We start from the raw sequence: 12,307 nt of genomic DNA on the forward strand, positions 1-12,307 counted from the left end.
CTATGCAGGACTATTGTTACGCTGCCAGTCTTTAATTGCCGGCGAAAAGTCTAGCTGATAGTCAGGGATATCAAGTGTTAAGCCGTGTTCCACTGCAGCCTCGTATTGCTCGGGCTGACTACGATCAATTCTAAACACCTCGTTTGGAAATATAATGTAGTGGACGCTGCTATTTTTAAAATCAGCATACCAATAGCCAACCTGAAGCGCCCGACTAAGACGCTGCGCCAAGTCTTCCGCCTCTTGCTCATCGGCATCAAACCGGTGCAATGTCCACTGTTGCAGCCACGGCGTGTTATGCGCTGGCGTTACTTTTTCTACCTTAGTTGAAGTTATATTTAAACCCGATAGGGCATTACTATCCCTAAGACTTTCCTCGATAATAACGCCCTGGTATTTCATAATACCCTCAGTATACTCTGCAAATCTGAGAGTGCAATGATGATTTTACTCATTCGATTTTGGTTTATGATTTTAAAATGCTTATGCAATAATAAAAGGTGATACAAATCATAGGAGAACCCATGCAAAAAACAGCACTTCATCCGTACCTTAGCTTTAAAGATAATGCGCGCGAGGCAATGGAATTTTATTCATCTATCTTCGGCGGAAAACTAACGTTTAACACATTCGGAGAATTTCACGCCTCAGACGACCCATCTGAAAGCAATAAAATCATGCACAGTATGATCGAGGCCGACGGCATTACCTTTATGGCATCGGACACACCCAACGGCATGGAACATAGTGTCGGTAAAAACTTTAGCATGTCGCTAAGTGGCGACAACGAGCAAGAACTCCGCAGCTACTGGGATAAACTTACCGATGGTGGCACTATTACTATGCCGCTCGAAAAGGCGCCATGGGGCGACACATTCGGCATGTGTACCGACAAGTTCGGGATCGACTGGATGGTAAATATCGCGCCATTAGCACAGCAGCAATAAGTAAGGATGGTAGCGGTAGAGACTACTCGTAGATATCGCGGATAGGCAAGCGAAGCCGGATTTCATTCACGCTATACCGCCTAGTGTCGTCGTGATACATAAACGTCACGTCGTGCACCGACTGAAAATAATCCCCAGTATCACGAATTTTGTAGTCAAGAAACGCCTCGCGGTTTTGATCGGTTGGCATTGGGCCGTCGTAAACCAGAAACTGCTGTTCTTCATTTGCGTTTAAAAAATCGTCAATCTCATGTTTTGTGCCTAAAATAGTAATTTTGTCGAGCATCACTTCTTGATTCCAACTATTGAGAATCTGGCAATACACCTGCATGTTTTCGCCGTTTATACGAGTCGACACGCGTTTAATATGAACGTTTGGAAACGTATGCGGATCACTTTTCTCAAGTCCGGTCTCGGGCTGCGAGTCGACAGGCTGCTGCGGTGTGTCGTTATTTTTCGCCGCCACTCCTTCATCGAAGATAGGCTTGCCACCAGCCATTCGCCCTAGGAAATCCATAAACCCCATAACTCCTCCTTCCGTTTCTTCTCTTATTATACCCCAGATCACTTTTCCGTGCGGAGCTCAAGAAAAAACGAAATAGAAAAACTCCTGCAAAAAACAGGAGCTTTCTAATGATTTCTATGGTGATCTCACCGGGAATCGAACCCGGATTGCCAGGATGAGAACCTGATGTCCTAACCGTTAGACGATGAGACCATTTATATAATTAACCTTAGTCACTGTATCAAAAATATTCGTATCTGTCCACAAGTGCGAGGTACAAAAAAATCATCCTGCGATGATTCTTGGAATAAGGCTTGAGTCGATCCGAGTAGGACCGGCTCAGACACCGCTGATGGGTGCCGAGCCAGTCCCACTCGGGGATGGCGCAGGTGAAGCAGGGTCAGACCGCGGGCTCCTGCTCGGCGTCGGGGGACGCGGGGCGGGACTTGGCGGTCAGCGAGACCGGGCCGATGGCGCGGGTGTTGCCCTGCTGCTGGATGAACAGGACCTCAGCCCGGAACGTGCGGATCTCCCGCAGCTCGTGCCGGTCGAGGGCGCCGTTGCCGTCCAGCGAGACGCGGACACCGTCCACGACGTTGTTGGGGTCGGAGACGACGATCTCGCTGGTCGCCGGGTAGAGCGCCACGTTGGCCAGGCCGTCGGCGGCCACGAACAGCAGCGCGCTGTCGTGCTCGTCGGAACCCAGGGACTCCAGGGGGCCGAAGACCGGGACCAGGTTGGTCGCGGCGTTCATGACCATCGGGAGGATCAGGGCGTTCTGCGTGCGGAGGCGGCGGTTGGCCGTCTCGAGCCGGCTGTTGTCCGCGTACGCGGCCGACAGGTCGTTGTTCAGCTCGCGGACGGCGCGGGCGTGCGTGCTCTTGAGAACCAACATGGATTACTCCGGTTTCTGTGACCACACTGCTTCGAGGGCGAAGCAGGGGTTGCTATGTCTTCTATAAAGACACACCAATCCCTGTTTCGCACCAAACTGTGCCAAAAGGTTCGATTATTACTTTCGTAAACAATCTGAGATACATCTTATCACATTGTAAATATATTGTCAATAATATTGCATAAAAATATGTGTATACAGTGTGTTTATGATCATATTATGCCCTTGCATCCTCTCGTAGAGTTGGGCATAATAATGCATAAGAACTATACGACTAAATAGGGGGCACACCATAAAACCACTAACGCTCACACGTTTTTGGCATCGCCGAATATGCGAGGCTGTTATGTTAGTGTCGGTTATTATTCTTGCGCTCTATTTTTGGGCTTACTTTGCCGATGTAAAAAGCATCGGTGCGGCGCTTCTCGTCAGCGAGATCGCTGCTGTCATGGCAGGGTTTTCATTGGCGACTGGGTTTATTTCGTATCTGTGGGCCCCAAAAAAATACATCTTCTGGGGGTCATTAGCGGCATTTACTATCCTTGCAGCCACAACCGCAATGCTTATTTTAAACACCGGGGGTGTCTCGTCGCCATTTATCGCGCTCTGGATGATCGTCTCTATATTTGCCGGCGTTTTTGGCCTTTACGGCATGTTGCCGATGTTTATCGCCGTTACTGCCTATATGGTCATGCAATATACCGGCGGCCTACTTGGCCGCGAAACAATTATTACTATTTTCATTGTGGGCGAGCTACCTCTTGCGGTCAGTTATTTATTATGGCATCAAAAATCAAAGGGTGAAGATAGTAGCAAGTCAGCATATAGCGCGCTTGCAAGCGAATTAAGCGAGGTATCGGGCAAATCCGAGGTTGTTATTAATGCCATCGCCGATGGTGTTATCGCACTCGACAGTCAAGGAAGAATAGAGCTTATCAATCCCGCTGCTCAGCAAATTATCGGCTGGGGGAAACAAGATGCCTTAACACTTAATTACAAGTCGGTCCTAAAGCTTGTCGATGCCAATGGCAACGAGGTGACCCCCGCAAATGACCCAGTAGCCCAGGTGCTTGCCGCCAACAAAGAGGCGACCGGCAACAACCTAAGTCTTATTACAAATTCTGGTAAAAAGCTCCTTGTATCGGTCATCGTGTCGCCGGTCGCCCAACTTGGCTCGGGCGCAATCGTTGTTTTTCGTGATATTACAAAAGAAAAAAGGGAAGAGCGCGAGCAAGCGGAGTTTATCAGTACCGCAGCTCATGAAATGCGCACGCCCGTCGCCTCAATTGAAGGATATCTCGGTCTCGCCCTTAACCCTGCAACCGCACAAATCGATGAAAAAGCGCACGACTACCTTACGAAAGCGCACGAATCCGCTCAACACCTCGGTCATCTATTTCAAGATCTTCTCGATGTTAGCAAGGCCGAAGACGGACGCCTATCCGACAACCCTAAGGTTGTTGATGTCGTCGCTTTTACCCACGATATCGCCCAGGGCCTTAAGCCGAAGGCTGAAGAAAAAGGACTTCGCTTCCTTTTCAAGCCAATGCCCGACGACGATGACGACAAGGGAGGGGAGCGTCGCCTCAATCCGGTGTATTACGCCAACGTCGACAACGACCACCTTCGCGAAATCGTCGCCAATCTTATTGAAAATGCCATAAAATACACACCATCGGGCGATGTTGTTATCGATGTCGGCGGCGATGCCGAGCATGTCACCATTAGTATTACCGACAGTGGAATTGGAATTCCAAAAGAAGATCAAGCACACCTTTTCCAAAAGTTCTATCGAGTCGACAATAGCGACACGCGCGAAATTGGGGGCACAGGCCTTGGACTTTATTTGTGTCGACGTCTCATAGAAACCATGAACGGTCGTATATGGGTAGATAGCGAATACAAAAGGGGAAGTACTTTCTACGTTGAAATCCCTCGCATCGACCACGAAGAGGCAACACGACTTATCGAAGCCGCCAGTATTCAGCAAGAGGCCGTCGAGCCTCAGATTATCCCTAGCGCCTACCAAGCGCCACTCCCTGAACAATCCGCTCCAGCTCCAGCACCCCAGGCGGTAGCTCAAACTCAAGATACGAACGACGCCGTTTACACAAACCAGCCTATCGAAACGGTCGTTCAACAAATGCAATCCGTTGGCACTATTACGCCACCCCAGGTTCAGCCGCAAGCGCCGCCTCCGGTTTATTATCAGCCTCAGCAACAGGCCGCCGCGCCAACACCGCAACCCGTTCAGTACACACCACCCCAGCAAGCTCACACAAACGTACCCCTCACAAGCATCGAACAAGACCCGGCTGGATACATTCGCACTCGCCCCGACGGCGTACCTGTTCCACCAAGGAATCAAAATTAAACATAAGGGCTATAGCAATTTCTATCGCCCTTGGTTACAATAGAAGGTAATATGACCAAAGTACTACTGGTAGAAGATGATAAGAGCCTGAGGGAGATATATGGCGTTCGACTCCTCGCAGAAGGATACGATATCGTATCTGCTGGCGACGGAGAAGCGGCGCTTGCCATGGCTATAAAAGAACGCCCTCAACTTATCGTCAGTGATGTCATGATGCCTAAGATTAGTGGCTTCGACATGCTCGATATTCTTCGTTCTACAACAGAGACAAAAGATATTAAAGTGATCATGATGACCGCTCTTAGCAGCGAAGATCAGCGTGCGCGCGGCGAGGCTCTGGGTGCCGACCGCTACTTAGTAAAATCACAGGTGGGAATCGAAGACGTTGTCCGCACCGTTCACGAGGTACTTGGCGATGCGCCAACCACCGCCTCGTCGGCTCGCGCCACTTTTGGCGGCCCAGCACCGGTTGCTTCATCGATGCCACGGCCTTCGGCTATGCCAACACCACAGCGCCCCGCAAGTCCAGTTCCACCACAACAAGTACCTCAGCCACAAGGAACACAGCCAACCGTCACGCCAATAGCGCCCTCTGCGCCATCGTTTCAGGCTCCCGCTCCACGCCCAGCGGCGCCAGCCCCAAGTGCAGGGCTACCTCAGCCCACGGCACCTTTTTCAACGACTCGTCCAGCAAGTCTTGGTGATCGAATCATTCACCCGATCACTACTCCTGCAGGGCAGCCACCAAAGCCCGACCTTGGCAGTCTTATGGACCAAGAACTCAATCAAGCATCACCGCAGCCAATCGCACCTCCTCCAGCTCCAATGGCACCACCAGTAGCACCAATACAGCAGCAAGTGTCACCTCAGCCAGTACAAATGCCATCTATGCCTTCGCCAGCGCAAGAGCCAACATCACCAACCGCTCCAGCTCCCGAGCGCGAAGATTCGGGTATTAGTTTCGAAGAAACGCCTCGTCAACCAGCACCCCAATCACCGCAGCCTGCTGCGCAGTTTACACCCGGCCCTCAGCCTCCAACGCCGAGTAGTGTATAATCTCTTATAATGACCGAACCAGCAACACTCCGCCTCAATAAACATATCGCTTTAGAGTTGGGCATTTCACGTCGCGAGGCCGACGAGCTTATCGAGCGTGGCCGCGTAACCATCAATGGCGACACTGCCACCCTCGGCGCACGATTCAATGAAGGTGATTCTATTTCTGTGAGTGGCCAACCGCTTACAACTCACACAGCCTACCAGTACATCCTCTTTAACAAGCCCGTTGGTTATGTTTGCTCACGCCGTGCCCAGGGCGACAATCCAACTATTTACGATCTTCTCCCAGATCAGTATCACACGCTAAAAACAGTCGGTCGGCTCGACAAAGACAGTTCGGGCTTGATTTTACTATCAAACGATGGCGACTTTACCTATCGAATGACTCACCCCAAGTTCGTAAAGACAAAGATCTACGATGTTCAGCTCGATCACGACCTTGAACCCCTCCACCAGCAAATGATAAGCGATTATGGAGTTCAGCTAGAGGATGGCACAAGCAAGCTCCACCTTCATCGGCTCAACGAAACAGATCGTAAACACTGGCAAGTAACCATGCACGAGGGGCGCAACCGACAAATTCGTCGCACATTTGGCTCGCTAGGATACGACGTAGAAAAACTTCATCGTCATACATTTGGCAATTATTCACTCGGTGATATACAGCCCGGCAAGTTCACAGTCGTTGATATGCGCTAGATGATATACCCACCTAGCAGCCCCTTGCAAATCCGCATGATGCTTATGCTCGCTAACTTATACAACCTCTGTTATAATTATCAAAAGTTATGGCTTCAAAACTACCAACAGTAGCAATTATCGGTCAAGCGAACGTCGGCAAGAGTTCGCTTTTTAATCGCATGGTTCGTGCACAGCAGGCTATTGTGGCCCGCGAAGCCGGCACCACCCGCGACAATGTCCTTGGTCGTGTCGAGCACAAACACCACAATTTTTGGCTCGTCGATACAGCAGGACTAAAAGACCCTAACGACGATTTCGAAGCATCTATTCAAGAGCAGATCCAAGAAGCCGCCGAGGCAGCCGATGTTATTTTGGTTGTCGTCGACAGCAGCCAGTATGTCAGCGACCAAGACCGCACTGTCGCTAAAAAAGCACTCAAATCTAAAAAGCCAGTCCTCCTTGTTACAAACAAGGCCGATCTTAAAACAAGCTTGCCAGCCGACGAATTTAAACGCCTCGGTATCAAGCAGATTATCCGCACCTCTGCCGAGCACAACAGCGGTATTGTCGACGTTCTCGACGAAATTGTCGAGCTTATTCCCGCAAAACACGAAGAGACACCAGATGAAATCCTACGCGTCGCACTTATCGGGCGTCCGAACGTTGGCAAATCAAACTTATTCAACACGCTCGCCGGCAAGCAGCAAGCGCTTGTTGCTAATATTGCTGGAACAACTCGCGATGTTAACCGTGTTTCTATCCGTTATGGTGCCCGCGATATCGAGCTTTTAGACACCGCCGGTATGCGAAAACCAGGCAAACAAGAGGTAGGAATCGAGAAGTTTAGCGTGCTTCGAACGCTTCAGGCTATCGAAGAAGCAGATGTTTGTCTGCTCCTTATGGATGTTAACGAACTCAATACTCAGCTCGACCAACGCCTTGCGGGTATTATCGATGAAGCAGGCAAGGGGCTTGTGCTTGTTATTAGCAAGTGGGATGCTGTCGAAGACAAAGACGCGTATACTCGCGACGCCTTGGCACCAAAAATCGCTCGCACATTTAACTTTATTCCTTGGGCACCGCTTATCTTTACTAGCAGCGTTACTGGCCAAAACGTTACTAAACTGTTCGATCTCGCACTCGATATCGATGCTCGCCGCAAGCAAGAGACCAAGACTCGTGTTCTTAACGACATGCTACAAAAGGCAACTCAAAAACACCCGCCAGCAGGCCTAAAGAACACCCATCCAAAGCTTCGCTACATGGTACAAACCGACACCACTCCGCCATGGTTTGTTATTTACGGATCAAACCTAAAGTTCGTTCACTGGAGCTACAAGCGTTACCTAGAGCGCCTTGTCCGTGAAACCTACAACTACGCTGGAACGCCTATTAAATTCTCTTTCCGCGACGAAAAGCAAATCAAAGCCAATCGCGAAAACGAACGCGCCGAAAAAGAAAAACTCGCCCAAAAAACAGACGAGCAATAAATACGCTACAATAGTCGTAGTATGAAAATCGTTTTTGCACAAGGCAACCCTGGCGCCGAATACTCCCGCACCCGTCACAATGTCGGTTTTTTAATGGTCGACACCTATGCGCATGCGCATAACGCCGATTTCACCCGCAAGGCAAAGTTCCAGGCGGATATCGCCGAAATCTCCGTAAAGGGCGAAAAAGTTCTCCTCGTAAAGCCAACGACTTTCTATAACGAAACAGGCCAATCCGCCCGGGCTTTATTAGACTTTTACAAGCTCGATCCTAGCAAGGACTTTCTCGTGATCCACGACGACCTCGCATTGCCATTTGGCACTATCCGTACACGCGACAAAGGCCGCGACGCTGGCAATAACGGGATTAAATCACTCAACGCTCACATTGGCGAGCATCACAACCGCATTCGCGTCGGCATTTACAACGAACTCCGCGACCGCATGCCTGACGCCGATTTTGTATTGGCGCGTTTTAGCGAAAACGAAAATAACGCCCTTACGGACGTCTATAAACATGTACTGCCTTTTATCGACGGCTTTATTGCCGACTCATTTCATCTTACAAAGGTGACGCTAGAAAAAAACTAGGCTTCTCCCGGGTGGGAGCAGGGAGGTCCCGCTAGGGATTCTCACACTGCTCCACACCCGGACGAAGTTTCTTACTCTGGAACTGCCAGGCCGATGTTACTCAGCCGGCGGCGGGGTAGGGCGCTGCGGCCTTGCGGCCTTGACCTTCGCCATCCGCTCCCTCGTTCCGTCGGACCACTTCTTCGGCGCGAAGACGAAGAGGAGAAGCCCGAAGGCGATCAGGAAGAACAGCACCGTCCACAGCGAAAGCCCCACCCAGACCGCGAAGAGCACGGTCAGTGCGAGCGCGGAGAATCCGCCCATACGGGCGTTACGGCGCGCGGGGCGGCGGCACCAGATGCCCCAGATCGCCCAGACAGCGAAGCCGAGGGCACCCAGGAACAGCAGGCACAGAACGATGCCCAGCAGGACACCGTTACTGGCAGCGGCGTCGGTGACACCGGGCACAGCGGGGGGAGTGGTGGGATTCACCAAAAACCTCCAAGAGTCGATACTTCGTGCACGATTGTGCTTACATATTATAATCTATAATGCGAATAAAGTCAATCTCAACGTATGCCTACACGCCAAGAAGTGTAATCAAACTACCGACGGCAATAACTCCAATAACAAGCATGGCCGCCTGAATCGTACCGATTCGCTGCGGCTGTTCGTGGATATCGGGGATAATATCACTTGCCGCCACGTAAATAAAGAAGCCTGATGTTAACGCTAGAAGGGGCGCTACAAACTCCTCGACATCTTTTGCCAGTATATACACCAACACGGCCGCGAACACCGTTCCTAGGGCAGTGGCAATATTTGCAAGAATAACCGTTTTTCCACGCCAGCCACGAGAAAGAAGCAATGCAAATGTCCCTACTTCTTTAGGAATTTCATGGGCCGAAACCGCAAGCGTCGTAATAATACCCGTCGGCACGCTCACAAGAAACGCCGCGCCTATTGCAAGTCCATCGATAATATTATGCGTAAGATCGCCAAGCACTACCAATCGGCGCTGCTGCACAACTTTCGCCTCAATCTGTCCGTGATCATGATGGTGGTGAAACCATGTTCCGCAGCGTTCCATAATAAAAAAGAAGATAAAACCAGCAAGGGCATACATGAGCATCGTTGCCGGATCGGCGATTTCAAACGATTCGGGCAAAAGATCAAAAAACGCAGCCGCAAGTAGCGCACCAGCACCAAAAGGCATCGTCATAAGCAACGCGGCCTGGCGACGCTTTTTAACACGAATAAGCGCGATTCCGCCTGCGAGCGAAATAGCACTTCCCAAAATAATAGCAAGGATCATAAGTAGCATAGTCATCTGTTAAATATATCACAGCAAAACAAAAACCCGCAATTGCGAGTTTGAAAATAACAGAGTGGTGCGTGCCGGGGCGGTGGAGAGCGAATGCTCCCACCGCCCCGGTGAAGTCACGGGCGGGGCGCGGGTGTCGGCGTCGTCGGGCGCTTCTTCTTGCCTCCGAAGAGGGCAAGCAGGAGACCGATGACGATCATGAACGCGGCCGCGATCCCCACGATGCGAACGATCTCGCCGGAAGGCAGAGTGCCTTCGGTGAGCACGCTCGCGCCGTAGAGGTTGGCGATCAGGAAACCGCCGAGCGTCGCCATCGTCATTCCGACCGATCGCTTCCAGGCGCTGATCAGCAGCGCAAGGAACATGACCAGATAGAACGCGGCGACGAGAGCGCTGTAGCCAGCGAACATGCCAGGCTCGTTCATTGATGTTACCTCCGTACTAGGCGGGACTTCACGCGTGGTTGACGCGATATCTTAATTATATACCATAACTCGTCATTTGTCAAGTTATGGTCCGTCTGCACTTGATTATTTCTGAGTACTTAAAAAGCGCCAGGTAAGGGTGGGCATCACCTGGCGCCGTTTAACCCTTTAACGCACCTCCTAGGAGGTAAAGCGTGACCCACCTCACACATACGAGAGGTCCGCCGGTTAAAGGGATTAGTATGCACGCAATGTTTTTTGCGCTATAAAGTGGAGGGTAGATACTTAATAGCACATTGCGCACAACCTAACATAAGTTAGAATAGGGGGTATAAGGTGCGTTTGGTTGATCTCGCAATGCAACCAATCGTGTTTGATAGTAGCACGTATTTGACATAATGTCAACAGTTTTTGCCACAAAATCTATGAAAATCAATATATCCACCCCTGATAAGCATGAGTATTTAGTGCCGCTCGGCACGATACCAAAGCCTCCAAAAAATATGTTTTTTAGAGGCAGTATCCCTGTTGATCGATTGCCGACGGTTGCTATTGTAGGTACTCGAAAGCCTACGTCTTATGGGGTAGAAGTAGCACACAAGCTTTCTTACGATCTTGCAAAACGTGGCGTAATTATAGTTAGCGGTCTCGCACTCGGAACCGATGCGATCGTCCACCGCGCGGCGCTGGAGGCGGGCGGAAAAACCATTGCTATTCTCGCAAATAGCGTCGAACACATCTATCCAAGATCCCACGCCACCCTAGGTGAGCAGATTATCGAAAAGGGCGGGGCGATCATGAGCGAATATGCGCCACCAACCGAACCGCGAACCTATCAGTTCTTGGCACGCAACCGGCTCGTTAGCGGCATTTCCGACGCTATTATTATAGTAGAGGCTGCAAAACGCAGCGGCACGCTTTCTACCGCCATGCATGCACTCGAGCAAGGCCGTGAAGTATTTGTTGTGCCAGGCAATATCACCAGCCCGCTTTCGGCCGGGTGTAACGCATTATTAAAACAAGGCGCGCAACCCGCTACCTGCGCCGAGGACATTCTTGAGGTTATCGCACCTCAATTGCAACAAATACAAACGACTCTACCTCTAGGCTCTAATCCACTTGAGAGCAAAATTATATCCTTACTCCAAACAGGCCTTCGCGATGGCGACGAGCTACAGCGGGCCAGCAGCGAAAATGCTATCGCGTTTAATCAAGCACTCACGATGATGGAAATAAATGGAATTATCCGGCCGCTCGGTGGCAACCAGTGGACGCTTCAATAGATTGACTTTATCTCTTTAAAATGATATAATTTAGAACGTGACTATCCCAAGAGGAATGTCCCGGATGGCCTGCGTGGCAGCCATCCTCAGCCTGGCCGCGGCCCTCATGGCCTGCAGCCCCGACAGTAACACAGCGCCCGATTCGGGTGCGAGCGTGGGCAACACCGCGTCAAACGGTATGCCCACCCTGGAGAACGAGACCCCGTCTTCGACTCCGACCACACCGCCCGCCGCAACCACGGCGCCCGCCACTCCGACCACCGCGCCCGAAACGACGCAGCCGGAGCCCACCGCCATCCCCACCGAGCCCGGCCAGGTCATCCTGAACCCGGAGCCCGAGGTGGACGGCGATCCGGGTGGCGAGAGCTGGAGCGACGTCGGTGTCGGAAGCCTCACCGGGGACGCCAAGTGCAACCCCGAGTTCAAGGTGATCGAACTCGAACTGAACGGCACTACTACGGTGCGGGACAGTGAGATCAAGGTCACCCAGAAGCCCCAGGGCCTCGTCATCACCACCAGTTCTGTTCTGCTGGCCACCGCACTCATCGTCAACGACGACGCGGCGGCCAAGATCAGCAGTACGTGGTGGAACCCCAGCGGCAACCTCTCCAAGCGATCGATCCTCCTCCCCGGAGTAACCTGGGAGCCGGTCATCGCCAGCGGGGAGTTCCGCACCATCAAGGCCTGCACCATCAAGGAGTAGGCAACCGGCGCCCCAAAAGCGCCAACCTCCACCAAAGTTTCAATGCTCAAC

Annotated in this window: 14 protein-coding genes and 1 tRNA gene; 9 read left to right on the plus strand and 6 right to left on the minus strand. The window is 51.5% G+C overall.

The genetic code is table 11. From position 1 onward, the window contains the following. The gene (locus HZB75_03665) at window positions 1-402 is read right to left on the minus strand and encodes a hypothetical protein (GenBank protein QQG50603.1); all 402 of its coding nucleotides are present in this window, start codon (window positions 400-402) and stop codon (window positions 1-3) included. Window positions 403-524: 122 nt separating this feature from the next. Between HZB75_03665 and HZB75_03670 the strand changes: the two genes are divergently transcribed. Next, window positions 525-947, plus strand: a complete 423-nt coding sequence (locus tag HZB75_03670; protein QQG50604.1) for a VOC family protein — start codon at window positions 525-527, stop codon at window positions 945-947. Window positions 948-969: 22 nt separating this feature from the next. Here the strand turns inward: HZB75_03670 and HZB75_03675 are convergent, their stop codons facing one another. From HZB75_03675 to HZB75_03685, 3 genes are all read right to left on the minus strand, one after another. Continuing rightward, the gene (locus tag HZB75_03675; protein ID QQG50605.1) at window positions 970-1,473 is read right to left on the minus strand and encodes a hypothetical protein; all 504 of its coding nucleotides are present in this window, start codon (window positions 1,471-1,473) and stop codon (window positions 970-972) included. Window positions 1,474-1,590: 117 nt separating this feature from the next. After that, a tRNA-Glu gene (locus HZB75_03680) sits at window positions 1,591-1,665 on the minus strand. A gap of 187 nt (window positions 1,666-1,852) precedes the next feature. Then, window positions 1,853-2,347, minus strand: coding sequence for a hypothetical protein (locus HZB75_03685; protein QQG50606.1), 495 nt, complete (start codon window positions 2,345-2,347; stop codon window positions 1,853-1,855). 346 nt (window positions 2,348-2,693) lie between these two features. Between HZB75_03685 and HZB75_03690 the strand changes: the two genes are divergently transcribed. The 6 genes from HZB75_03690 to HZB75_03715 all read left to right on the plus strand — a co-directional run bounded on the left by HZB75_03690 (window position 2,694) and on the right by HZB75_03715 (window position 9,073). Further along, window positions 2,694-4,721, plus strand: a complete 2,028-nt coding sequence (locus HZB75_03690; protein ID QQG50607.1) for a PAS domain-containing protein — start codon at window positions 2,694-2,696, stop codon at window positions 4,719-4,721. Window positions 4,722-4,772: 51 nt separating this feature from the next. Beyond that, window positions 4,773-5,777: a response regulator gene (locus tag HZB75_03695; GenBank protein QQG50608.1), complete on the plus strand. Its 1,005-nt coding sequence runs from the start codon at window positions 4,773-4,775 to the stop codon at window positions 5,775-5,777. Window positions 5,778-5,786: 9 nt separating this feature from the next. Then, window positions 5,787-6,479 carry an rRNA pseudouridine synthase gene (locus HZB75_03700; GenBank protein ID QQG50609.1) on the plus strand — a complete coding sequence of 231 codons (693 nt, stop codon included), beginning with the start codon at window positions 5,787-5,789 and terminating at the stop codon, window positions 6,477-6,479. Between the two features lie 89 nt (window positions 6,480-6,568). Then, window positions 6,569-7,951 carry a ribosome biogenesis GTPase Der gene (der, locus tag HZB75_03705; protein ID QQG50610.1) on the plus strand — a complete coding sequence of 461 codons (1,383 nt, stop codon included), beginning with the start codon at window positions 6,569-6,571 and terminating at the stop codon, window positions 7,949-7,951. Window positions 7,952-7,972: 21 nt separating this feature from the next. Next, the gene (locus HZB75_03710; protein QQG50611.1) at window positions 7,973-8,542 is read left to right on the plus strand and encodes an aminoacyl-tRNA hydrolase; all 570 of its coding nucleotides are present in this window, start codon (window positions 7,973-7,975) and stop codon (window positions 8,540-8,542) included. A 93-nt stretch (window positions 8,543-8,635) separates the two neighbouring features. Further along, complete coding sequence (locus HZB75_03715) at window positions 8,636-9,073, plus strand: hypothetical protein (GenBank protein QQG50612.1); 438 nt, start codon at window positions 8,636-8,638, stop codon at window positions 9,071-9,073. Window positions 9,074-9,101: 28 nt separating this feature from the next. Here HZB75_03715 and HZB75_03720 read toward each other — a convergent pair whose 3' ends face one another. Further along, window positions 9,102-9,851 carry a ZIP family metal transporter gene (locus HZB75_03720; GenBank protein ID QQG50613.1) on the minus strand — a complete coding sequence of 250 codons (750 nt, stop codon included), beginning with the start codon at window positions 9,849-9,851 and terminating at the stop codon, window positions 9,102-9,104. Between the two features lie 110 nt (window positions 9,852-9,961). After that, window positions 9,962-10,270: a hypothetical protein gene (locus tag HZB75_03725; protein ID QQG50614.1), complete on the minus strand. Its 309-nt coding sequence runs from the start codon at window positions 10,268-10,270 to the stop codon at window positions 9,962-9,964. A 398-nt stretch (window positions 10,271-10,668) separates the two neighbouring features. Between HZB75_03725 and dprA the strand changes: the two genes are divergently transcribed. Further along, window positions 10,669-11,553, plus strand: a complete 885-nt coding sequence (dprA, locus tag HZB75_03730) for a DNA-protecting protein DprA (protein ID QQG50615.1) — start codon at window positions 10,669-10,671, stop codon at window positions 11,551-11,553. Between the two features lie 64 nt (window positions 11,554-11,617). Continuing rightward, a complete protein-coding gene (locus tag HZB75_03735; GenBank protein ID QQG50616.1) occupies window positions 11,618-12,256 on the plus strand; it encodes a hypothetical protein in 639 nt (212 codons plus the stop codon). Window positions 12,257-12,307: the final 51 nt, after the last annotated feature.

Source organism: Candidatus Saccharibacteria bacterium, assembly GCA_016432585.1.
Lineage (GTDB): Bacteria > Patescibacteriota > Saccharimonadia > Saccharimonadales > Saccharimonadaceae.

What these genes read in the sequence shown, in the direction of transcription:
- der (QQG50610.1), top strand. Translation starts at nt 6,569, where the DNA reads ATGGCTTCAAAACTACCAACAGTAGCAATTATCGGTCAAGCGAACGTC.
- HZB75_03695 (QQG50608.1), top strand. Translation starts at nt 4,773, where the DNA reads ATGACCAAAGTACTACTGGTAGAAGATGATAAGAGCCTGAGGGAGATA.
- dprA (QQG50615.1), top strand. Translation starts at nt 10,669, where the DNA reads ATGTCAACAGTTTTTGCCACAAAATCTATGAAAATCAATATATCCACC.
- HZB75_03665 (QQG50603.1), bottom strand. Translation starts at nt 402, where the DNA reads ATGAAATACCAGGGCGTTATTATCGAGGAAAGTCTTAGGGATAGTAAT.
- HZB75_03710 (QQG50611.1), top strand. Translation starts at nt 7,973, where the DNA reads ATGAAAATCGTTTTTGCACAAGGCAACCCTGGCGCCGAATACTCCCGC.
- HZB75_03690 (QQG50607.1), top strand. Translation starts at nt 2,694, where the DNA reads ATGTTAGTGTCGGTTATTATTCTTGCGCTCTATTTTTGGGCTTACTTT.
- HZB75_03735 (QQG50616.1), top strand. Translation starts at nt 11,618, where the DNA reads ATGGCCTGCGTGGCAGCCATCCTCAGCCTGGCCGCGGCCCTCATGGCC.
- HZB75_03670 (QQG50604.1), top strand. Translation starts at nt 525, where the DNA reads ATGCAAAAAACAGCACTTCATCCGTACCTTAGCTTTAAAGATAATGCG.
- HZB75_03675 (QQG50605.1), bottom strand. Translation starts at nt 1,473, where the DNA reads ATGGGGTTTATGGATTTCCTAGGGCGAATGGCTGGTGGCAAGCCTATC.
- HZB75_03720 (QQG50613.1), bottom strand. Translation starts at nt 9,851, where the DNA reads ATGACTATGCTACTTATGATCCTTGCTATTATTTTGGGAAGTGCTATT.
- HZB75_03715 (QQG50612.1), top strand. Translation starts at nt 8,636, where the DNA reads ATGTTACTCAGCCGGCGGCGGGGTAGGGCGCTGCGGCCTTGCGGCCTT.
- HZB75_03685 (QQG50606.1), bottom strand. Translation starts at nt 2,347, where the DNA reads ATGTTGGTTCTCAAGAGCACGCACGCCCGCGCCGTCCGCGAGCTGAAC.
- HZB75_03700 (QQG50609.1), top strand. Translation starts at nt 5,787, where the DNA reads ATGACCGAACCAGCAACACTCCGCCTCAATAAACATATCGCTTTAGAG.
- HZB75_03725 (QQG50614.1), bottom strand. Translation starts at nt 10,270, where the DNA reads ATGAACGAGCCTGGCATGTTCGCTGGCTACAGCGCTCTCGTCGCCGCG.